23 protein-coding genes are annotated in these 21,795 nt (G+C 61.0%); 11 read left to right on the top strand and 12 right to left on the bottom strand.

Annotation, left to right across the window (positions count from 1 at the left end):
• Positions 1-169 precede the first annotated feature (169 nt).
• Together H0Z09_RS13455 and trmA are read left to right on the top strand one after the other, a co-directional pair.
• Positions 170-1,465: an NCS2 family permease gene (locus H0Z09_RS13455; RefSeq protein WP_076952715.1), complete on the top strand. Its 1,296-nt coding sequence runs from the start codon at positions 170-172 to the stop codon at positions 1,463-1,465.
• Entirely contained in the window at positions 1,462-2,541 is a 1,080-nt protein-coding gene (trmA, locus tag H0Z09_RS13450; protein ID WP_186691043.1) for a tRNA (uridine(54)-C5)-methyltransferase TrmA, read from the top strand. Before H0Z09_RS13455 ends, trmA begins: the two co-directional genes overlap by 4 nt.
• 122 nt (positions 2,542-2,663) lie before the next feature.
• On the opposite strand, the gene H0Z09_RS13445 is transcribed toward trmA, so the two are convergent.
• Positions 2,664-3,128, bottom strand: a complete 465-nt coding sequence (locus H0Z09_RS13445; RefSeq protein ID WP_076952713.1) for a DUF2442 domain-containing protein — start codon at positions 3,126-3,128, stop codon at positions 2,664-2,666.
• Entirely contained in the window at positions 3,125-3,553 is a 429-nt protein-coding gene (locus H0Z09_RS13440; protein ID WP_186691042.1) for a DUF4160 domain-containing protein, read from the bottom strand. The genes H0Z09_RS13445 and H0Z09_RS13440 overlap by 4 nt, the downstream gene beginning before the upstream one ends.
• 329 nt (positions 3,554-3,882) lie before the next feature.
• Here H0Z09_RS13440 and aroQ point away from each other — a divergent pair, with 329 nt between their 5' ends.
• Entirely contained in the window at positions 3,883-4,332 is a 450-nt protein-coding gene (gene aroQ / locus H0Z09_RS13435; protein WP_186691041.1) for a type II 3-dehydroquinate dehydratase, read from the top strand.
• The gene (locus H0Z09_RS13430) at positions 4,329-5,177 is read left to right on the top strand and encodes a shikimate dehydrogenase (protein ID WP_186691040.1); all 849 of its coding nucleotides are present in this window, start codon (positions 4,329-4,331) and stop codon (positions 5,175-5,177) included. The genes aroQ and H0Z09_RS13430 overlap by 4 nt, the downstream gene beginning before the upstream one ends.
• A gap of 143 nt (positions 5,178-5,320) precedes the next feature.
• Here the strand turns inward: H0Z09_RS13430 and H0Z09_RS13425 are convergent, their stop codons facing one another.
• A complete protein-coding gene (locus H0Z09_RS13425; RefSeq protein WP_186691039.1) occupies positions 5,321-5,962 on the bottom strand; it encodes a TetR/AcrR family transcriptional regulator in 642 nt (213 codons plus the stop codon).
• 77 nt (positions 5,963-6,039) lie between these two features.
• Positions 6,040-7,941 (bottom strand): 3-dehydroshikimate dehydratase QuiC, encoded by a 1,902-nt coding sequence (gene quiC / locus H0Z09_RS13420; RefSeq protein ID WP_186691038.1) that lies wholly within the window; start codon positions 7,939-7,941, stop codon positions 6,040-6,042.
• A 212-nt stretch (positions 7,942-8,153) separates the two neighbouring features.
• Here quiC and H0Z09_RS13415 point away from each other — a divergent pair, with 212 nt between their 5' ends.
• Entirely contained in the window at positions 8,154-9,488 is a 1,335-nt protein-coding gene (locus tag H0Z09_RS13415; protein ID WP_186691037.1) for an MFS transporter, read from the top strand.
• Position 9,489: 1 nt separating this feature from the next.
• Here H0Z09_RS13415 and H0Z09_RS13410 read toward each other — a convergent pair whose 3' ends face one another.
• Positions 9,490-10,368, bottom strand: a complete 879-nt coding sequence (locus H0Z09_RS13410) for a DMT family transporter (protein ID WP_076952706.1) — start codon at positions 10,366-10,368, stop codon at positions 9,490-9,492.
• Positions 10,369-10,546: 178 nt separating this feature from the next.
• Here H0Z09_RS13410 and H0Z09_RS13405 point away from each other — a divergent pair, with 178 nt between their 5' ends.
• From H0Z09_RS13405 to H0Z09_RS13395, 3 genes are read left to right on the top strand one after another with little or no spacing between them, the layout of a single operon-like run.
• A complete protein-coding gene (locus H0Z09_RS13405; protein ID WP_186691036.1) occupies positions 10,547-10,960 on the top strand; it encodes a lipoprotein in 414 nt (137 codons plus the stop codon).
• 45 nt (positions 10,961-11,005) lie between these two features.
• Complete coding sequence (locus H0Z09_RS13400; protein ID WP_076952704.1) at positions 11,006-11,887, top strand: neutral zinc metallopeptidase; 882 nt, start codon at positions 11,006-11,008, stop codon at positions 11,885-11,887.
• On the top strand, positions 11,888-12,862 hold the full coding sequence (locus H0Z09_RS13395; protein WP_186691035.1) for an alpha/beta hydrolase: 975 nt from the start codon (positions 11,888-11,890) through the stop codon (positions 12,860-12,862).
• Positions 12,863-12,949: 87 nt separating this feature from the next.
• Here the strand turns inward: H0Z09_RS13395 and H0Z09_RS13390 are convergent, their stop codons facing one another.
• From H0Z09_RS13390 to H0Z09_RS13380, 3 genes are read right to left on the bottom strand one after another with little or no spacing between them, the layout of a single operon-like run.
• Positions 12,950-13,549 carry an HAD family hydrolase gene (locus H0Z09_RS13390; RefSeq protein WP_186691034.1) on the bottom strand — a complete coding sequence of 200 codons (600 nt, stop codon included), beginning with the start codon at positions 13,547-13,549 and terminating at the stop codon, positions 12,950-12,952.
• Positions 13,546-14,415, bottom strand: coding sequence for an acyl-CoA thioesterase II (tesB, locus tag H0Z09_RS13385; protein WP_076952701.1), 870 nt, complete (start codon positions 14,413-14,415; stop codon positions 13,546-13,548). The genes H0Z09_RS13390 and tesB overlap by 4 nt, the downstream gene beginning before the upstream one ends.
• Positions 14,416-14,453: 38 nt before the next feature.
• A complete protein-coding gene (locus tag H0Z09_RS13380; protein WP_076952700.1) occupies positions 14,454-15,023 on the bottom strand; it encodes a GNAT family N-acetyltransferase in 570 nt (189 codons plus the stop codon).
• Positions 15,024-15,099: 76 nt separating this feature from the next.
• Here H0Z09_RS13380 and H0Z09_RS13375 point away from each other — a divergent pair, with 76 nt between their 5' ends.
• A complete protein-coding gene (locus H0Z09_RS13375) occupies positions 15,100-16,020 on the top strand; it encodes a histone deacetylase (protein WP_186691033.1) in 921 nt (306 codons plus the stop codon).
• A 171-nt stretch (positions 16,021-16,191) separates the two neighbouring features.
• Positions 16,192-17,418 (top strand): TIGR03862 family flavoprotein, encoded by a 1,227-nt coding sequence (locus tag H0Z09_RS13370; RefSeq protein ID WP_186691032.1) that lies wholly within the window; start codon positions 16,192-16,194, stop codon positions 17,416-17,418.
• Between the two features lie 132 nt (positions 17,419-17,550).
• Here H0Z09_RS13370 and H0Z09_RS13365 read toward each other — a convergent pair whose 3' ends face one another.
• Together H0Z09_RS13365 and yedA are read right to left on the bottom strand one after the other, a co-directional pair.
• Positions 17,551-18,885 (bottom strand): DEAD/DEAH box helicase, encoded by a 1,335-nt coding sequence (locus tag H0Z09_RS13365; protein ID WP_169376776.1) that lies wholly within the window; start codon positions 18,883-18,885, stop codon positions 17,551-17,553.
• A gap of 48 nt (positions 18,886-18,933) precedes the next feature.
• On the bottom strand, positions 18,934-19,830 hold the full coding sequence (gene yedA / locus H0Z09_RS13360) for a drug/metabolite exporter YedA (RefSeq protein ID WP_186691031.1): 897 nt from the start codon (positions 19,828-19,830) through the stop codon (positions 18,934-18,936).
• A 160-nt stretch (positions 19,831-19,990) separates the two neighbouring features.
• Between yedA and H0Z09_RS13355 the strand changes: the two genes are divergently transcribed.
• Positions 19,991-20,452 (top strand): Lrp/AsnC family transcriptional regulator, encoded by a 462-nt coding sequence (locus tag H0Z09_RS13355; protein WP_186691030.1) that lies wholly within the window; start codon positions 19,991-19,993, stop codon positions 20,450-20,452.
• 104 nt (positions 20,453-20,556) lie between these two features.
• Here the strand turns inward: H0Z09_RS13355 and H0Z09_RS13350 are convergent, their stop codons facing one another.
• Positions 20,557-20,820 (bottom strand): acyl carrier protein, encoded by a 264-nt coding sequence (locus H0Z09_RS13350; protein ID WP_186691029.1) that lies wholly within the window; start codon positions 20,818-20,820, stop codon positions 20,557-20,559.
• On the bottom strand, positions 20,810-21,376 hold the full coding sequence (locus tag H0Z09_RS13345) for a hypothetical protein (protein WP_186691028.1): 567 nt from the start codon (positions 21,374-21,376) through the stop codon (positions 20,810-20,812). Before H0Z09_RS13345 ends, H0Z09_RS13350 begins: the two co-directional genes overlap by 11 nt.
• Between the last annotated feature and the right edge of the window lie 419 nt (positions 21,377-21,795).

Genomic DNA, 21,795 nt, shown 5'->3' with positions numbered 1-21,795 from the left:
CGGGTGACCTTCGTTTAAACGTCGGCGCAGTATGCCTCAAGGCCTCGGCTGCTGGTATGATGCGCCGCTTTTTCCGATCCTCTCTGAAACCACAGGCGCTTGGCGCAGTTTGTGCTTTGACTTAGAGGTCAACAAATCACGACGCAACCAAGCGTCACAGGGAGCAGGCATGCTGGAAAAGCTGTTTCAACTCAAGGCACACAACACCAACGTGCGCACCGAGATCCTCGCGGGCATCACGACATTCCTGGCCATGGCCTACATCCTGTTCGTGAACCCGAGCATCCTCGGCGAGACCGGCATGGACAAGGGCGCGGTGTTCGTCGCGACCTGCCTGGCGGCCGCCATCGGTTCGACCGTGATGGGCCTGATCGCCAACTACCCGATCGCCCTGGCGCCGGGCATGGGCCTCAATGCGTTCTTTACCTATACGGTGGTCCTGCACATGGGCCATACCTGGCAGGTGGCGCTGGGCGCGGTGTTCATCTCCGCGGTGCTGTTCTTCCTGCTGTCGATTTTTCGCATCCGCGAATGGATCATCAACGCCATTCCGCTGCCCCTGCGCTCGGCGATTGCCGCGGGTATCGGCTTGTTTCTGGCGCTGATCGCGCTGCACAACGCCGGCATCGTGGTGAGCAACCCCGCCACCATGGTGGGCCTTGGCGATCTGAAACAACCGGCGCCGATCCTGGCCACCCTGGGTTTCGTGCTGATCGTCGCGCTGGAAGCCCTGGCCGTACGCGGCGCGGTGCTGATCGGCATCCTGGCGGTGACCATCGCCTCCATCGTATTGGGCTTTACCCCATTCATCGGCGTGACTTCGGTACCACCGTCCCTGGCGCCAACCTTTCTGCAACTGGATATCAAGGGTGCGCTGGATATCGGTTTGGTCAGCGTGATCTTCGCCTTCCTGTTCGTGGACTTGTTCGATAACTCCGGAACCCTGATCGGCGTGGCCAAGCGTGCCGGCCTGATGGGCAAGGACGGCCATATGCCGAAAATGGGCCGTGCGCTGATCGCCGACAGTACCGCCGCCATGGCCGGTTCGCTGTTGGGTACGTCGACCACCACCAGCTACATCGAATCGGCCGCGGGCGTGAGCGCCGGTGGCCGTACCGGCTTGACCGCCATCGTGGTCGCGATCCTGTTCCTGCTGGCGTTGTTCTTCTCGCCACTGGCGGCCAGCGTGCCGGCCTACGCCACGGCACCCGCGCTGCTGTTTGTAGCGGTGCTGATGACCCAGGGCCTGGCCGAAATCGACTGGGACGACATTACTGTTGCAGCGCCGGTGGTGATCACCGCCCTGGCGATGCCCTTCACTTACTCCATCGCCAACGGCATCGCCTTCGGTTTCATCGCCTGGACCGCCATCAAGCTGCTTTCGGGCCGCTACCGTGAGCTGAACCCGGCACTGGTGATTCTGTCGATTCTGTTTGTGATCAAGCTGGGCTGGTTCAACGCATGACTCTTGACGCCACACGCTACACCGCTCAACTGCAGGACAAGGTCACGCGCTTGCGTGATCTGTTGGCGCCGTTCGACGCCCCCGAGCCGCAGGTATTCGACTCACCGCTGCAGCACTTCCGCCTGCGGGCTGAGTTCCGCCTGTGGCGCGAGGACGGCGAGCGCCACTATGCGATGTTCTCGCAGGACGACAAGCGCACGCCGATCCTGATCGAAGACTTCCCGATTGCCAGCCAACGCATCAACCGACTGATGCCGCAACTCAAGGCCGCCTGGCAAGCCAGCGCCGCCCTGAGCCACAAGTTGTTCCAGGTGGAGTTCCTGACCACCCTGGCCGGCGACGCGATGATCACCCTGTGCTATCACCGCCCGCTGGACGAGCATTGGCATAGCGCCGCGAACAAGCTGGCAGCAGACCTGAACGTGAGCATCATCGGCCGCTCCAAGGGCAAGCGCGATGTGATCGGCCATGACTACGTGGTGGAAAAACTTGAAGTCGGCGGCCGTACTTTCAGCTATCGCCAACCTGAAGGCGCGTTCACCCAGCCCAACGGCACCGTGAACCAGAAGATGCTCAACTGGGCATACGAAGCTTTGGGCGATCGCCCGGACGATCTGCTCGAGCTGTACTGCGGCAACGGTAACTTCACCCTGCCGCTGGCGACCCGCGTGCGCAAAGTGCTGGCCACCGAGATCAGCAAAACCTCTGTGAACGCCGCGCTGAGCAACCTTGATGAAAACGCGGTGAATAACGTCACCCTGGTGCGCCTCTCCGCCGAGGAGCTCACCGAAGCCCTCAACGAAGTGCGCCCGTTCCGCCGCTTGCACGGCATCGACCTGAAAAGCTACGAGTTCGGCAGCGTGTTCGTCGACCCGCCGCGCGCCGGCATGGACCCAGACACCTGTGAACTGACCCGACGCTTCGACAACATCCTGTACATCTCCTGCAACCCGGAGACGTTGGCGGCGAACATTGCGCAGTTGCACGACACTCATCGTATTACCCAATGCGCGATGTTTGACCAGTTCCCGTGGACGCACCATATGGAATCCGGGGTGTTGCTGACCCGGCGATAAGCCTGCCCTACACCAGCAATCCCTTGTGGGAGCTGGCTTGCCTGCGATAGCGGTGTATCAGCCAAACACCGGTTGGCACTTCAGTCCGCTATCGCAGGCAAGCCAGCTCCCACACTGGAATTTCATACATCCGTTGAATCGCCGGGCTCCACGACTTCCTTGCGGGGCCGGCCACCCTTCTTGCCATTGGCCCGGGCGGCCGCCGATTTGGCGGCGCTGCGTTTGCGACCATTGCGGGAGGCCACCAGGCTTGTCGCGAGGTCCATCAGCGGCTGGCTTGTCGCGATCAGGCCCGTGATCGAAACGTCCAGATCCTTGGCCTCGCAGCAAAGCGCCTTGCCGCCGAACCCCACTTCCAACTGCTGGAAGTCCTGCGCGGAAAACCCCTCGAACTCCGGCAGACCGGCCACCGGCAACATGACACGGCTGCCGTCGCTGAAGCCAATGGAAATGCAGTCGTCTTGATAGCGCACGTTGCTGGCGTTGGCATACAGACGCTTGAGCTTGCGCCCGCGGGCTATTGCCTTTTCGACATCAGCGTCGGTGAGGGGGACATAGGGTATGACTTTGGCTTTTACGATTTTCATAAATTAATTCCCACGTTATCAGGCGCTCTTACCAGATTCAAAATTGTCCGTTGCTCTACTACGTCGTGCCGGGCGTTTGCAATGACATAGACACCACGTCGAATGACCAGCCCTGGAACCAATTCACCAGCGTCCCAATTCCAGGAATGATTCTCCAGGCAAACCGTTTGCAGCTTTTCCCACCAGATCCTGCGTGCCCGCGCCAGATAGTGTCGCTGCATTATTGCCTCGCGTATGTCCTTCAGGACCGCTTGAGGTGGCCGGCTGCGTTCAGGATTTACATCCCACAACTCCACTTCCCCATCCAGGAAACTGAAACGAAAACGCGCATCCCATACCCGTCCCCTGACATGCACATGGGGTGGGCAATGCTCGTCCCTGAGAAATACTGAAATTACATATCCTTTGTAAGCACCTACTCTCATACTAACCCATCCGTTAGGTTATTTTCCGTCAGGTAACAATTTTTCCGTGCCACCCGACAACCGGCTTCTTTTTCCGAAGCTGCTTCACAGACTAGTAACGACTAAAAAACCGGCGAACGTGGGGTTGTAACCGCTCATGCCAATGGTTGGAAATACGCGGCCGACGCTCGGCAATCCCTGCCCGCCCAGCAATCCCCCGTAATACCTTGGCTTCTTCGGGCGACAATTAAAGGTTCGATAATCGAACATATCCGCCCACACGAATTGACCAAAGTAACCAACCAGTACATTTTGTCCGCACAACTGACAAGAACTGTGGAGACCCCCTTATGCCGCCCCTCGTGCTGGTGCTCAACGGCCCCAACCTGAACCTGCTCGGTACCCGTGAGCCCGCTACTTACGGCCATGAAACCCTGGCCGACGTCGCCGCCCTGTGTGGCCGCAGCGCCGTACAACTGGGGCTGAAAATCGAATTCCGCCAGACGAATCATGAAGGCGAATTGCTCGACTGGATCCACGGTGCCCGCGCGCGTTGCGCCGGCATCGTGATCAACCCGGCGGCCTGGACCCACACGTCGGTGGCGATTCGTGACGCATTGGTCGCCAGTGAAGTGCCGGTGATCGAGGTGCATCTGTCCAACGTGCATGCCCGTGAAGCGTTCCGTCATCACTCGTTCGTCTCGCCCATTGCCACAGCGGTATTGGCCGGGTTCGGCAGCCAGGGCTACCACCTGGCCCTGGAACATTTCAGCCACCTGCTCAAAGGGTCGGCACAATGAAACCGCGCATCCTCGCCGGCCTGATCGGCGCCGGCATCCAGGCCTCTCGCACGCCCGCTTTGCATGAACAGGAAGGTGACGCCCAGGGCCTGCGCTACCTGTACCGTTTGATCGACCTTGAGCCGCTGCACCTGGACATCAACGCCCTGCCCGACCTGCTGCACGCCGCCGAGTTGATGCAGTTCACCGGACTGAACATCACTTACCCATGCAAGCAGGCCATCCTGCCGCTGCTCGATGGCTTGTCCGAAGAGGCCCGCGGCATTGGCGCGGTCAACACGGTGGTGTTCAAGGACGGCAAACGCATCGGCCACAACACCGATTGCCTGGGCTTTGCTGAAGGGTTTCGACGCAATTTGAATGACGTGGCCCGTCAACGCGTGGTGCAGATGGGCGCCGGCGGGGCTGGCGCGGCGGTGGCGCATGCGTTGCTGGCAGAAGGCGTGGAGCACCTGAGTATTTTCGATGTGGACGTCACACGCGCCCGCGACCTTGTGGATAACCTTGCGCAGCATTTCGGCACCGGTCGCGCCCAGGTTGGCGGCCATCTGGAAAACGCGATGGCCGAGGCGGATGGTGTGGTGAATACCACGCCGATGGGCATGACCAAGCTGCCCGGAACGCCGGTGCCAGCGGCCCTGTTGCGGGCAGAGCTATGGGTGGCGGAAATTGTTTATTTCCCTTTGGAAACCGAACTGCTGCGCGATGCCCGCGCCCTGGGTTGCCGCACCCTGGATGGCGGCAACATGGCGGTGTTTCAGGCGGTGAAGGCGTTTGAGTTGTTCAGCGGGCAAGCGGCGGATGCGCAACGCATGCTGGCGCACTTCCAGAGCCTGAATACCTGACTGCCGAAACCGAATTAACCTGTGGGAGCTGGCTTGCCTGCGATAGCGGTTTGCCAGGCGAAGGTGTAGCTCTGACACACTGCTATCGCGGGCAAGCCCGGCTCCCACATGGATTGCATTCCAGCTTGGAGCGTTGCGTGTACTCAGGCCTGCAAGTAGCGCAACACCGACTCGCAAATCATGTCCCGATGCCGCTGCTTGACCGCCTCATCCGACAGCTCGATCTGAAAGATCTCACTGAACGTATGGCGGTTGGACACGCGGTAAAAACTGAATGAATTGATCAGCAGGTGCACGTCCAGCGGCTCCAGCCCCTCTCTGAATAACCCCATCTGCGCTCCACGGCGCAACGTTGCGCCCAACGCTTCGAGGATGTTGCTGTTCATCGCCTTGATCGCATCCGAGCGCTTCACGAATTCGGCATTGTGGATATTTTCGATGCTGACGATGCGCACGAAATCCACGTTCTGGTCGTGGTGATCAAAAGTGAACTCCACCAGCCGACGGATCGCTTCGCGCGGTTCCAGGGCGGTGAGGTTCATGCGGGTCTCGGTGTTGCGGATATCGCCGTAGAGCTTCTCGAGCACCTCGACGTACAACTGCTCCTTGCTGCCGAAGTAGTAGTAGATCATGCGCTTGGAGGTGTGGATGCGCTCAGCGATTGCGTCCACACGAGCGCCGGAAAGGCCCTGTTGGACAAACTCGACAATGGCTTCCTGGAGTATGTTCTCGCGGGTCTTTTCCGGATTGTTCTTACGACTCTTGCGGGGTGCCTCGGAGGTCATGGTGCGCTCACGGCCAGTGTATGCAGGCCATGATTATGGGCCGCGATGCGCAACGAAAGGAAGCACCTCGCCCGCCGTTATAAACGTGCCTGGCGCACCGCACCGCTGCGCGATTTGGCCATCGCCGCCAGGCGCACCGCCACATTGGCCGCGCCATAGCCGGCATAGCCGTTCTTGCGCTGGATGATCTCGAAGAAAAACCGCCCCTCGAAGGGTTCGGTGTACACATGAAACAACTCGCCGCCCTGCGCGTCGCGGTCGTACAGCACGTTGTAATAGGCCAGCTCGCTGAGGAACTCCTCGTCAAAATCAAAGCGTGCCGCCAGGTCGTCGTAATAGTTGAGCGGGATATCCAGCAGCGGCACCCCGGCCTCTTTGGCGCGGCGCACCTCGGCGAAAATATCCGCGCAGTCGAACGCAATGTGGTGCACGCCCGAGCCGCGATAGCTTGATAGCGCGTGGGAAATGGCCGTGTTGCGGTTCTCGGAGATATTCAACGGCAAGCGAATCGAGCTGCAACGGCTGCGCAATGCACGGCTTTTGACCAGGCCATAAGGGTCGGGCAATACCACTTCATCGTCGGCTTCGAAGTCCAGCAGGCTCTTGTAGAACAGCACCCAACTGTCAAGGCTGTCGGCCGGCAGCGCCATGGCCATGTGGTCGATGCGCAGCAAGCCACCGCTGGATGACGATGGCGGTTGCAGATTGAAATCCGTGTCGTATAGGCTGCCTTCGCTCGGGTCCACCAGGTAGATCAGGCTGCCGTCCGGCGCGCGCACCGCCGCCAGCTCCAGCTCATTGGGCCCGACCAGGCCGCGATAGGGCTGGCCCTTGTAAGCCACCGCCCGCTCCAGGGCCTTGGCGCTGTCCTTGACCCGCATCGCAGTGGCGCACAACGACGGCCCGTGGGCTTCGAAGAAGTTGTGCGCGAAGGAATAGGGCTCGCAGTTGAGGATCAGGTTGATATCGCCCTGGCGCAGCAGGCTCACGCTCTTGGAGCGATGCTGCCCGGCCTTGACGAAGCCCAGGCGCTCCAGCCAGTGCGTGAGTTTGGCGCCGAGGCTTTCATCCACCGCGAACTCCAGGAATTCGATGCCGTCGTACTCGCTGGCGGCTGGGGTATCAAACAGAATCTCCACCGGTTGCGCGGTGGCCTCCTGTTTCAGGCGCTCGCGGGTCTTTTCTTCCAAGTACAACAGGGAGCGCAAGCCATCCGCCGCATTCGCCCGGGTGGGCGCGGCGCGAAAACCATCGTTGAAAATTTCCAGGGACAACGGCCCGGTATAGCCGCTCTTGATGATCGGCGCGAGGAACCCCGCCAAGTCGAATTCGCCCTGGCCGGGAAAGCAGCGAAAATGCCGGCTCCACTCCAATACGTCCATGGCCAGGATCGGCGCATCGGCCATCTGCACAAAAAAGATCTTGTCGCCGGGGATCTGCGCAATGGCGTTCGGGTCGCCCTTGAGGGACAAGGTATGAAAGCTGTCCAACAGCACGCCAAGGGCCGGATGATCGACTTGGCGCACCAGGTTCCACACCTGTTGCCAGGTATTCACATGCTTGCCCCAGGCCAAGGCTTCGTAGCCAATGCGCAGGCCACGGCGGCCGGCGTGTTCGGCGAGCAGACTGAGATCATCGAGCAAAACAGACTCGTCGCCCACGCAATCGGCCGATGCATTGCTGCACACCAGCACCAGGTCGGTGCCCAGTTCCTGCATCAGATCGAATTTGCGCTCGGCGCGCTCAAGGTTGCGCGCCAGGCGGTCGCGGCGGCAGCCTTCGAAGTCGCGAAACGGCTGGAACAACGTGATGGCAATGCCCAGGTCGGCGCATATCTGCTTAACTTCGCGCGGGCTGCCGTCGTAATACAACAAGTCGTTCTCGAATATTTCAACCCCGTCGAACCCGGCGGCGGCAATGGCTTCGAGCTTTTCCGGCAGGGTGCCGCTCAAGGAAACGGTGGCAATGGAACGTTGCATGGGCGACTCCCGGCAATTGTTGTTTGCAGCAAATTATTCGCCCCCAGCCTACACGCAGCAATTAAAATGTACGAACCGGTTAGTTTTTAGTGCGATTATCGAACACTATGCCGGTTTGGCGAATTGACGATTTTTTAGCCACTGCGCACCATCGATCACGCAAAGAAGACCCAAAACACACCATAAAAATTTCAAAAAACGGGTACGACCTCATGCCTCTGCAAAACTCCGTCCTGGCCGATCGCCCAGGCAACCCGCACGCCGGCATCGGCGACAAGATCCGCGGCGCCCTGGCCGTGGGTAAAACGCGCTGGGGCATGCTGGCCCTGGTGTTTTTCGCCACCACCCTGAACTACATCGACCGCGCCGCACTGGGCGTGATGCAACCGATCCTGGCCAAGGAAATGAGCTGGACGGCGATGGACTACGCCAACATCAACTTCTGGTTCCAGGTCGGCTACGCCATCGGCTTTGTGCTGCAAGGCCGCTTGATCGACCGGGTGGGCGTGAAACGCGTGTTCTTCTGCGCCGTATTGCTGTGGAGCCTGGCGACCGGCGCCCACGGCCTGGCCACGTCGGCGGTGGGCTTTATGGTGTGTCGTTTCATCCTCGGGCTGACCGAAGCGGCCAACTACCCGGCGTGCGTCAAAACCACACGTCTGTGGTTCCCGGCGGGTGAACGTGCGGTGGCCACCGGTATCTTCAACGCCGGCACCAACGTCGGCGCAATGATGACGCCGATGCTGTTGCCCTTGATCCTGCACGTGTGGGGCTGGCAAGCGGCGTTCCTGTGCATGGCATCGCTCGGCGCGATCTGGCTGGTGTTCTGGGGGTTGAAGTACTACAACCCCGAAGAGCATCCGACGGTTAAACAATCCGAATTGGATTACGTGCAACAGCAGGTTGAGCCGGAACAACCTGGCGTACCGTTCAGCCGCATCCTGCGCATGCGTGGTACCTGGGCGTTCGCCGTTGCCTACGCGCTGACCGCACCGGTGTTCTGGTTCTACCTGTATTGGCTGCCGCCGTTCCTGAACCAGCAATACAACCTGGGCATTAACGTGACCCAGATGGGTATCCCGCTGATCATCATCTACCTGACTGCGGACTTCGGCAGCGTGGGGGGCGGGATTCTCTCTTCATTTCTGATCGGTCGCGGGATGAACTCAATCAAGGCGCGGCTGCTGTCGATGCTGCTGTTTGCCTGCTGCATCGTCGGTGTGATCATGGCCGCCGGCTCCAGCCAGCTGTGGGTCGCGGTGTTTGCCATCTCTCTGGCGATTGGCGCGCACCAGGCCTGGACCGCCAACATCTGGAGCCTGGTGATGGACTACACGCCCAAGCACATGATGAGCACGGTGTTCGGTTTCGGCGGCATGTGCGCGGCCATCGGCGGCATGTTCATGACCCAGATCGTCGGTCACATCCTGACGGTGACCCACAACAACTACACCGTGTTGTTCACCCTGATCCCGGCGATGTACTTCATTGCGCTGACCTGGATGTACTTCATGGCGCCGCGCAGGATTCCCGCCGTAGACGCCTGATCTACCTGCGCCGCTGCTGCCAGGCAGCGGCCAACCCGCTCATGCAGATCACCCCGATGCCGACCACGGTGGTCATGTCGGGGGTATGACTGAACACCAGCCAGCCAAGCAAGCCGGCGAACACGATCTGGCAATAGCCGAACGGCGCCAGCAACGCCGGCGCTGCGAAGCGGAAGGCCTGGGTCAGCATCAAGTGCGCGGTCATCCCGCACGTGCCCAGCGCCAGCATCAACACGCCGTGCCAAAGGGTTGGCACCTGCCAGAAGAACGGCACCATCGCACTCATCACCAGGGTATTGCACAGCCCGGCGAAGAAATTGCTGGTGGTCGGCGTGTCGAATTTGCTCAGGATGCGCGTGAGCAATTGGTAGAAGCAGAAAAACGTCGCAGAACACAGCGGCAGCAGCACCGCCGGGGTAAACAATTCGCCGCCGGGGTGGATGATGATCACCACGCCGACAAACCCGCAGATCACCGCCAGCCATTGGCCACGCGTCACGTGCTCGCCGAGCAGCGGCACAGAGAGCGCTGTCACCAGGATCGGCGCGAGGAAGTTCACCGCCGTGGCTTCGGCCAACGGGATGTAATGCAGCGCCGCCGTGAAAAACAGGCTGGTGCCCAACAGGCACAACGCCCGCACCACCTGCATGCCAGGCCGTTTGCTGCGCAGTACGCGCAGGCCTGATTGCGGCAGGAAAATGCCCGCCATCAACAGGGTATGCACCAGGTAACGTGCCCACACCACCATCACGATCGGATAGAACCCGGCCAGGTATTTGGACAACGCGTCGTGGCTGGAGAACAGAAATGTCGCCAGCACAATCAGCAAAATGCCTTTGAAAGGATGGTTGACGCCGGAAAGGGGGGTGCTGAGTGTCATTGAATCCTCGTGTGGGAAGCGCGATGGCGTTCAACCCGATAATCTAGCAGTTGGGCCAGAGTCTGCCCCAAGAGCATAACCAAACACCGTGCGAACAGCGCACTAAATCACGGGATTCGAGTCCAACGCTGCACATTGATCTCCGTGCTGTACATTTTTTAACCAAGGCCCTGCCACTATGAAAAAAATACTCTTCGCCTTGTCTGCCCTTGCCCTGCTCTCCGCGTGCAATCAAGAAGCCAAGGACGCGCCTAAACCCGCGCCGGCTTCCGTGCAGGCCACCCTGGTGCCGGAAACCCCGCCCACCGACAAATGGGTCGGTAAATGGATCGGCGTCGAAGGCCTCTACCTGACCATCGCCAAGGACGACAGCGTCGGCCGCGGTCACTACCTGCTCACCATGCAATACGGCCTCGATGCCGACGACTCGGGCACTTTCAAGGGTGAGGCCGCCGAGGACGGCATCGCCTTCAATCGCCCGGACGGCCCGCAGCTCTTGCGTGCCGGCGACGGTGAAGCCACCGGGCTGAAATGGCTGGCCGACAAGAAGGACTGCCTGATTGTCGATACCGGCGAAGGCTACTGCCGCTAATTACAGCCATACTCAAATACTGTCATCACCCAGAGGATTGCCCACATGCTATGGAAAAAAGGCCGACGCAGCGACAACGTGGTGGATGCCCGCGATGGCGGCGGCGGTGGCGGCATGCGCTTCGGTGGCGGCAAGGGCCTGAGCCTCACGGCCATTGTGCTGATCGTCGGCATCGGCTGGCTGACCGGCCAGGACCCGATGCAGATCCTCGGCCAACTGACCGGGCAGATGGAACAGGCGCCTTCGGTGAGCACACAGTCGCGCCAGGCGCCGCCGGCCAACGATGAGCAGGCTGATTTCGTGCGCGCCGTGCTGGGCGATACCGAAGACACCTGGGGCCAGGTGTTCCAGGAAAACGGGTTGGCCTACAAGAACCCCAAATTGGTCCTGTTCCGTGGCCGGGTGAATTCCGCCTGCGGCGGCGCTACCTCGGCCAGCGGCCCGTTCTACTGCCCGGCTGACCAGCAGGTGTACCTGGACCTGGAGTTCTTCCGGGAAATGTCGCAACGCTTCCAGGCCGCCGGCGACTTTGCCCAGGCCTACGTGATCGCTCACGAAGTCGGGCACCACGTGCAGACGCTGCTCGGCATTTCGTCGAAGATCCAGGCCGCGCGCCAACAGGGCCGGCAGATGGAAGGTGACGGCGGGCTGTTGGTACGCCAGGAACTGCAAGCCGACTGCTTCGCCGGGGTGTGGGCCAACCGCGCGCAGAAGCGCTTGAACTGGCTGGAACCCGGCGACATCGAGGAGGCCCTGAATGCGGCCAACGCCATTGGCGACGACCGTTTGCAGCAACAGGGTCAGGGCCGCGTGGTACCGGACTCGTTTACCCATGGCACCTCCGCGCAGCGGGTGCGCTGGTTCAAGACCGGCTTTGCCCAGGGCCAGATCTCGCAATGCGACACCTTTGCCGCCAAGAGCCTTTAAATGAAAACACGATGGGGATGGCTGCTGGCGGTGTTATTGGCGTGTCCCACCCTGGCGGCCGAGCATGGCGTGAAGGTGGTCAGCCCCGATCGCTTTCACCTGCAGGCCGGCGACCTCAGCCTGGGCATGAGCCAGGACTGGCGCCAGCCGCTGCCGAACGTCACCCGCGTGCTGATCATCGTGCATGGCCGCCTGCGTAACGCGCAGACCTATCTGCAAAGCGGTGAGGCTGCGGCTGCGCACGCGAAGGTTGGCGGCACCACGCTGGTGATTGCGCCGCAGTTTCTCAACGACGCCGACATCAAGCGCAACCACTTGGGTAACCAGGTGTTGCGCTGGAACGGCAACGACTGGATGGCCGGCGAGGCATCGACGGGGCCCGGCCATATCAGCTCCTTCGGCGCCCTGGACCAGATCATCAAGCACCTGGGCAACCGCAGCTTATTCCCGGCGCTCAAGGAAATCGTGGTGGCGGGTCATTCCGGCGGCGGCCAGGTGGTGCAACGTTTCGCCCTCATGGGTCACGACCACCCTGCCCTGCACAGCGAAGGCATCAGCCTGCGTTATGTAGTGGCCAACCCTTCGTCCTATGCCTACTTCAACCCACAACGCCCTGTAGAATTCGCCGTGGCCGATTGCCCGAGCTTCAACGATTGGAAGTACGGCATGCAGACGTTGCCAGCCTACGCCGAGGGCCGCGGGCCCCAGCAGTTGGAACAGGCTTATGTGTCACGGGATATCACGTATCTGCTGGGGCAGCGGGACACCGACCCCAACCACCCGGCGCTCGACAAAGGCTGCGAAGCCGAGACCCAGGGCGCTTATCGGTTGATTCGAGGGCATAACTATTTTGACGCCTTGAAGCTGCGGCATCCGCAGTTGAGCCACAGGCTGGTGGAGGTATCGGGCGTGGGACATGACGGGGATAAGATGTTTACATCGCAGGAGGGGCAGAAAGTACTGTTTCCTCAATAGCCCCTGAAGAAACCCAATCACCCTGTGGGAGCTGGCTTGCCTGCGATGACCGTGTGTAGTGAGCAAGCCCGCTCCCACATTGGTTCTTCATTGCCTGGGCTGGATCATCCGGCGCAATTGCGCACAATCCTCGGCATGCCAATCCACCAATTCCGGCCACGGGTTTTCCGGCAGGTTGACCAACACCGTCCGCGCCCCCGCTGCCCGGCCGCAATCCAGGTCGAAGCGGTAATCCCCCACCATCACCATCTCGCTCGGCGCCACGTCCCAGGCCGCCGCCAGTTTCAGCAAACCGCCGGGGTCGGGTTTGGGAGGCGCATCCTCACGCCCCAGCACATCGTCGATGGCAAAGCAGTCAGCCAGGCCGATCGCCTGCAACGTGACATGCGCCAACTCCCGCGCGTTGCGCGTCAGGATGCCCAAGCGATACCCGCGCCCGGCCAGCTCGCGAACCAGCTCAACCGCGCCTCGCGCCGCGACCGAACCCAGCGCCAGCTCACGCTCGTGCTCCAGCAACCAGGCATGCTTGGCCGCCGCGACATCCGCCGGCAACGCGGCCAGGTGTGTGAGGATGTCGTCCTCGGGCGCAATCTCAAGGGCCACGCGAATGGCGGCAAAATCATGCACGGCCACCGTGAGGGTGCCGTCCATGTCGAACACCCAATGCTTGACCGCGCTCAGGCTCATGCCCAGTCCTTGCGATGGCGGACCAAGCCTTCCTGGGTCACCGAAGCCACCAGTTGCCCGGCGCGGTTGTACACGCTGCCACGGGAGAAACCCCGGGAATTGCCGGCCCATGGGCTGTCCATGGCGTAAAGCAGCCAGTCATCGGCACGCAGGTCGGCGTGGAACCACAGCGCGTGGTCCAGACTGGCCACTTGCATATCTTTTTGCCACACGGTCTTGCCATGGGGCAGCAAGGACGTGGTCAGCAGGCCGAAATCCGAAGCGTAGGCCAGCAAGTACTTGTGCAGCGCCGGCGCGTCGGCCAGGGCGCCGTCGGCCCGAAACCACACGTACTTGACCGGATCGGACGGCTGCGGGTTGAACGGATCTTTTTCGGTGACCGGGCGCACTTCGATCGGCTTGGGACACAGCAACTTGTCACGCATGTGCTCGGGGATCAGGTGCGCGCGCTGCTTGGTCAACTCCAGTTCCGACGGCAGGTTTTCCGGGCCGACCACCACGGGCATGGTGGTCTGGTGCTCGAAACCTTTTTCGTCGTACTGGAACGAGGCGCTGCAGGTGAAGATCGGGTGACCCTTCTGGATCGCCGTCACGCGGCGGGTGCTGAAACTGCCACCGTCGCGCACCCGGTCCACCGAGTACACCACCGGCAACGCCGCGTCACCCGGACGCAGGAAATAACCGTGCAGAGAGTGCACGTGCCGCGCTTCTTCCACGGTCTGACTGGCCGCCGACAGCGACTGGCCGAGCACCTGGCCGCCGAACAGTTGACGAAAGCCCAGGTCCTGGCTGCGGCCGCGAAAGAGGTTTTCCTCGATCGGTTCCAGGGTCAGCAAGTCCACCAGATCTTCCAATACTTGGCTCATAGAGCAACTCCTACAATCTACGGGGCATTCCGCGCTGCTTATCCGTGCAGCGTGTCCAACCATTGGGCGCGGGTGATGCGGTACAAAACGTGATGGCGCAGCGGGTCATCGGCTGCGACCTTGGGGTGTTCGAAATCTGCCAGCGGATCGTAATGCATACCGATGGCCTGCATGACTTTTTGTGATGGCAGATTGGCTTCGGTGGTGAATGCAATCATTTCATCCAACTGTAGGCGGTCGAACCCACAGCGCAGTGCGGTCCAGGCGGCCTCGCTGGCGTAACCCAGGCCCCAATGCTCACGGGCCAGGCGCCAGCCGATTTCCACCGCAGGCGTGAAGCCGGCTTCAAAGCTGACGTTCTGCAGCCCGGTCAAACCGATGAATTCGCCGGTGTCCTTGCGCTGCAAGGCCCAAAAACCAAAGCCGTATTCGGCGAAGTGGCCGCGAATACGGCCGATCAACGCGGCGCTTTCCAGGTGGCTCAATTTGGCCGGGAAATAGCGCATCACCTGCGGGTCCGCGCACATGCGCGCAAAGTCCGGCAAGTCGCTGTCGCGCCATTGGCGCAGCACCAGGCGTGCGCTTTCCAATTGCAGTATCGGCTCCATGGGGCCCCTCTCCTTGCCATGTGCGTGAGTGTACAGCGCTGGTAAGATCCGTCGCAGGTTCCCGTCAGAAAATCCCATGCCCTTGCCTTTGATCTACCACGATGACTACAGCCCTGAGTTCCCGGCGGACCATCGCTTCCCCATGGACAAGTTCCGCCTGTTGCGCGACCACCTGGTGGACAGCGGCCTGACCGAAGACAGCCAGTTGCTGCGCCCAGACCTGTGCCCGCCCGAGATTCTGGCGCTTGCCCATGACGCTGGGTATATCGAACGCTACATGGGCGGCGAGTTGTCCCGCGAAGACCAACGGCGCCTCGGCCTGCCCTGGAACGAGGCCCTGGCGCGCCGCACCGTGCGGGCGGTGGGCGGTTCCATCCTGGCGGCGGAACAGGCGCTGGAGCACGGCCTGGCGTGCCACCTGGCGGGCGGCACTCACCACGCGCACTACGACTATCCGGCGGGCTTTTGCATCTTCAATGACCTGGCCGTGATCAGCCATTACCTGCTGGCCAGCGGCCGGGTCAACCGCGTGCTGATCTTCGACTGCGACGTGCACCAGGGCGACGGCACCGCGCGCATCCTCCACGACACACCGGACGCCATCACCGTGTCGCTGCACTGCGAAAAGAACTTCCCCGCGCGCAAGGCCCAGAGCGACTGGGACATTCCGTTGCCCATGGGCATGGGCGATGCCGATTACCTCAAGGTGGTGGACGACGCGCTCAACTACCTGTTGCCGCTCTATCAACCTGATCTGGTGCTGTATGACGCCGGCGTCGATGTGCATAAAGACGACGCTCTCGGCTACCTCAAGCTGACAGACCAAGGCGTCGCCGAACGCGACGAAAGCGTGATGCGCCACTGCCTGGGCCGCGACATTCCGGTGATGGGCGTGATCGGCGGCGGCTACAGCAAGGACCGCCCGGCCCTGGCGCGCCGCCATGGCATTCTGCACCACAGCGCACAACGGGTATGGACGTCATCAGGTTGTCATTGAGGTGTGGGCGTTACCCACAATGGCTGTGGAACGGCCTGTGGATAACTTGAGCGTAAGCGGCTAAGAACACGCCGCAGCAAGGCTTGTAGGAAAGTGTACATTTTTTGATCAGGCAGGCGCCGCTCTGTCCGGTAGAATGTTCGGCCTATTCACAGCGCCGTAGCCCTGCCCATGCCTCAGACCCAACCTCACCGCGTCACCGTTATCGGCGGCGGCCCAGCCGGGCTGATGGCCGCCGAAGTCTTGAGCCAGGCCGGGGTGCGCGTGGACCTGTACGACGGCATGCCTTCGGTCGGGCGCAAATTCCTGCTGGCCGGGGTGGGCGGCATGAACATCACCCACTCCGAAGCGTACCCGGCGTTTGTGTCGCGCTACGCCGAGCGCGCAGCGCAGATGGCGCCGTTGCTGCGAGGGTTTGGTGCCGAGGCGTTGTGCGAATGGATCCATGGTTTGGGCATTCAAACCTTCGTCGGCACCTCCGGCCGAGTCTTTCCTACCGACATGAAAGCCGCACCGCTGCTGCGCGCCTGGCTCAAGCGCCTGCGCGACCAGGGCGTGGTTATCCACACCCGGCATCGCTGGACCGGCTGGAATGCCCAAGGCGATTTACTTATCCACAGCCCGACAGGCGAACACGTTGTCCACAGCGACGCCGTGCTGCTGGCCCTCGGCGGCGGAAGCTGGTCGCGCCTGGGCTCCGATGGGGCCTGGCTCAACGTGTTCGAAGGCAAAGGTGTGCCTTACGTGCGTTTGCAGCCGAGCAACTGTGGCTTCGAGGTCTCGGCCTGGAGCGACCTGATGATCAGCAAATTCGCCGGCGCGCCGTTGAAAAACGTCGCCATCGGGTTGGGGGATGACAAACCACGACTGGGCGAATGCGTGATCACCGCCACCGGCATCGAGGGCAGCCTGATCTACGCGCTGTCGGCGCCGATCCGTGAGGCGATCAATCGCGACGGCGCCGCCACGGTGCATATCGATTTGCTGCCGAGCAAGCCGCTGGACAAGGTGCAGGCGGCACTCGCCAAACCCCGTGGCTCGCGCTCGATGAGCAAACATCTGCACAGCCAGTTGGGGCTGGACGGGGTCAAGGCCGCGTTATTGCGTGAGGTCACGCCGGCTGAGCACTTCAACGATCCGGCGCAGTTGGCGGTGGATATCAAGGCGTTGCCGCTGACGCTGGTGAAAACGCGGCCGATTGATGAAGCCATCAGCACGGCGGGCGGTGTGCCGTTTGAAGCGCTGGATGAACGGCTGATGCTCAAGCAACTGCCGGGGGTGTTTTGTGCGGGGGAGATGCTCGATTGGGAAGCGCCGACCGGGGGATATTTGCTGACCGGGTGTTTTGCCAGTGGCAGGGCGGCTGGGCTTGGCCTGTTGGAATGGCTTAAGCACTAAGTCTTGCGGTGGATTCAAAGCCGCCTTCGCGAGCAAGCCCGCTCCCAAATTTGACCGAGTTCCAACGTTGGAATGCAGTCAAATGTGGGAGCGGGCTTGCTCGCGAAGAGGCCATCAGCAGCGCCGAAAATCTTACTTCTTCTTGCGCGGCCCAGTGTTAAAGACAGGCACCTTGCGCACCGGCTTGATCGAAGGCTCCGCCGGCGCCACCTCCCCGCTGTCCACCCACTTGCCCAGGTTGCGCTTACCGCCGCCCCCCGACGATTTAGGCTTCTTCGGCTTTTTCGGTTTCTTCACCACCTGCCCGCTGGCATCGGTGTCCGGCACGCGGTGCTCCGGTTCGAAATCCTGCTCCATGTGCCGGGCCAAGGTCTGACGCGTGAGCATCTCGATGGCCGACAGCATGTTCACCTCATCGGCGCACACCAGGGAAATCGCTTCACCGGTATTGCCCGCACGCCCGGTACGCCCGATACGGTGGATATAGTCTTCCGCCACGATCGGCAGGTCGAAATTGACCACCAGCGGCAGGTCTTCGATGTCCAGCCCGCGCGCGGCCACATCGGTGGCCACCAGGATCTGCACGTCACTGGATTTGAACCGGTCCAGCGCACGCTGGCGCGTGGCTTGCGGTTTGTCGCCGTGAATGCCGTCGGCATTGATGCCCAGGCCCTGCAACTTATCCACCAGCGCGTCCACGCCGTTACGGGTCTTGGCGAACACCAGCACCTGCTTCCAACGGCCTTTGCGCATCAGGTGCACAAACAGCTCCGCCTTGCGCTTCTTGTCCACCGGCACCACCCACTGCTTCACGGTGTTGGCGGCGACGTTGCGCGGGCTGACTTCGATGGTCAGCGGGTCGTTGAGCATCTGCCCGGCCAGCAGGCGGATCTCATCGGAAAAGGTCGCGGAGAACAGCAAGGTCTGGCGCTTTTTCGGCAGCATGCGGTAGATGTTCGCCAGCTCCTCGGAAAAGCCCAGGTCGAGCATGCGGTCGGCTTCATCCAGCACCAGGGTTTGCAGCTGATTGAGCTTCAAGGCGTTCTGGCGGAACAGGTCGATCAGGCGGCCAGGCGTGGCGACCAGGATGTCGACGCCCTTGCGCAGCTTCATCATCTGCGGGTTGATGCTCACGCCGCCGTACACCGCGTAGGTGGTCAGCGGCAGGTTTTGCGCGTACTCGGCGACACTGGCATGAACCTGCTCGGCCAGCTCGCGGGTCGGGCACAGGATCAGCGCGCGCGCCGAATTGGCGGCGACTTTCGGCCCTTCCAGGGTCAGCAGTTGCAGGAGCGGCACGGCGAAGCCGGCGGTCTTGCCAGTGCCGGTCTGGGCCGCGGCCATCAGGTCGCGACCGGCCAGCACCGCGGGGATGGCCTGCGCCTGCACCGGCGTCGGGGTCTGGTAGCCAAGCGTCTCAAGGGCGCGCAGCAAGGGTTCGATCAGGCCAAGGGTGGCGAAAGTCATGTGTTTACCGTAGGAAAAGTTCAGCGCACGTCGCAATTGCGCGGCAGTTTACCTTATTTCCGGTTTTGGCTTTCGCCATTGGGGCAGGCTGATCAACAGCACGGCGCTGATGATCACCAGCATGGCCAAGGCTTCTTCCAACCCAATGGTCTCGCCGACGAACACGATCCCCAGCAACACGGCTACTGCGGGGTTGACGTAGGCATAGCTGGTCGCCGCCGCCGGGCGTACGTGCTTGAGCAGGTACATGTAGGCATTGAACGCAATGATCGATCCGAACACCGTCAGATAGGCCAGCGCCAGCCAGCCTTCCAGCGGCGGCATGGCCTGCAGGTGCTCGCCGGACGCCGCGCTGCCAATCAACAGCGCCACACCGGCCACCAGCATTTCCGCCGCGCTGGCCATGGCGCCCTGGGGCAACGGCAAGTGCCGGCTCCACACCGAACCGAACGCCCAGGATGCCGCCGCAAACAACAACAACGCCGCGCCCATCGGGCTCGATTGCAGGGTGCTGCCCATGTTGAGCATGGCGATGCCGATAATCCCCAGGATCACCCCGGCCCATTCCAGGCGAGTATTGCGCGCGCCCCAGAAATACCCGCATAACAAGGTAAACAGCGGCACCGTCGCCACCGCCAGCGCCGCCACGCCGGACGACACGCCCGTGTGTTCCGCCACGCTCACGCCGCCATTGCCGAAGGTGAGCAGCAAAATACCGATCATTCCCGCCGCCTTCCATTGCGACCAGGTCGGCGCCGGCACACCGCGCCACCTCAGGTAGCCGTACATCAACGCGCCTGCCGTGCAAAACCGGATCCCCGCCAACAACAGCGGCGGCCAGTACTCCACGCCGATACGAATCACCAGGTAGGTGGAACCCCAGATTACATACAACGCAAAAAAGGCGGCGATCAACGGTAAGGGAAAGCGACGTGGGCCAGGCATTGGGTGGCTCTTTGGCAGTAGATGGGAGGCCTATTCTAGAAACGAAGGGGAATAAACATAAGTTACAAAACCTGTTTAAACCGCCCATACACTTTTCAAAGCATGGTTGTGGAGGCTATAAACCATGCTTTCGAAAGCCAAGCGCAACCGGAGCCTTATCATGGACAAATACGACCGCATGCTCCTCAGCGCCCTGCTCGAAGACGGCCGCGCTTCCTACGCGCAACTGGCCCGCACGGTAAACCTCTCCGCCCCCGCCGTGGCCGAACGCGTGGCCAAGCTGGAGGCCAGCGGCGTGATCACCGGGTATCAGGCCAAGGTGGACTTATCCAAGGTGGGTTTGCCGATTCAGTGCGTGATTGAGCTGAGGTTGACCAATCATGGCAGCCAAAAGGTATACGACGCCCTGGCCGAGATTCCCGAACTGACCGAATGCCACCGGGTGACGGGCGATCCGTGCGTGATCATGCAGGCGGCGGTGGGCTCGATGCCGGAGCTGGAAGACTTGATCAATCGGATCGCGAAGTTTGGGTTCAGCAAGACTTCGATCATCTTGTCGAGTGCGATAGAACGGCGGGTGCCGTTGGGGCAGTTGGAGGGGAATGGGAAAAGTGCTAGCTGATCTACCGCTATCGCAGGCAAGCCAGCTCCCACAGTAGACCTAGTTGCCTGAGACGAATACGTTCACCTGTGGGGGCTGGCTTGCCTGCGATGGCGTCAGTGGCCTCAACGAAGAGTTGAGCGCTGAACGATCAAATCGACAATTTGCTGGATGGTCGTGATGTGGTCCCAATCTTCCTGAGTCGCTCGCAGCTTGAATTGCCATTTGATCTGCATGACGAAGCAGGTCAAATCGTCATCGATGATCTTGAAGTCATGGATGAAATCCGTTTGCTCAGTCACCTGGCTTCGGTCGATGAAACCGATGACATCGACAAACAGTTGAATGACCTTCTCGCTGATTTCCGCTCTGGTCAGACTACCTTCCATTTCTTGCCTCATAAGCACACTTGCCAATACTGATTAGATCAAAGACAGCCAAACCCGCTGCAACAAAGGGAATACCTCGGCCGATAATGCCAAAAACTCGCACCGTGCCAAACGTTGCTTTCGCGATCCTGGCCGCTGTCGGCTGCCTGATCAACGTACGGGGGAAGAAGCGCATTCCGATAAGGCTCGCCAGGTTGGTCGTCCTGCTGGAGCCAACGTGAACCCAAGTATCCACGGCTATTTTGCTGATCGGTATGCCTGTCGCGCCGGTAATAAGTGTTGCTGCCGTCAACCCGTAGTGTTCCTGCGTGCATTTCCAGAGGTCATCGATAGTCGTACTCGGGGCCTGAGAGTCGGCATGTATGGGTCTAAGGACTTGGTAACTACCTCCGTTGTTAAGGCTTGGCGAATTAGGCAAGACCATGACTGCCGGGCAGCTTGTCATCGTGTTTCCTAAATGAAAGGCCATGCTTGAAGGTGAGCCAAAATCGATGCCGTTGCGTTGAAGCTCAAACTGGCTTCGCATGATTGCTGTGTGAAGATCGCTTTCCTGCATGACATAGTCCCTGTAAGCAAATGACAGCGGGATGGTAGGGGGCAGCAAAGGGCGATAGGCGGATGAAGAGAAAATTCAGAAAGGTCCGACGAGGCAGCAGGGCTAAGCCTACTGACGATTCAGAAAGCAGATAAAAGCCCCCATAAAAAGCTGAGGTTTCAATGGCCAGCAAGACCGATCTCTTTCATTTGAGGGACGTTTCCGAGAGAATCTCACGGCCTTGTTTCCGTCGGATTGGGTAGCTAGTCTCGCTCCGTCATCGAATGTTCGGTGACCGGACGTGCAAGTCCGATCAAACATAGGCTTTACAGATGCTCCGCAAATCAGCGCCCAGTCATTGCGACCAGGCCTGATCTGTTATGGCAGCTGTGCGCGGGAGATCTTCGGATCTGCTGGGTTTGCCTTTTGTCCCGGTCTTG

It is taken from the genome of Pseudomonas sp. SWRI18 (assembly GCF_014268345.1).
GTDB lineage: Bacteria > Pseudomonadota > Gammaproteobacteria > Pseudomonadales > Pseudomonadaceae > Aquipseudomonas > Aquipseudomonas cedrina.
This window is presented reverse-complemented; position numbering and strand designations above follow the sequence as displayed.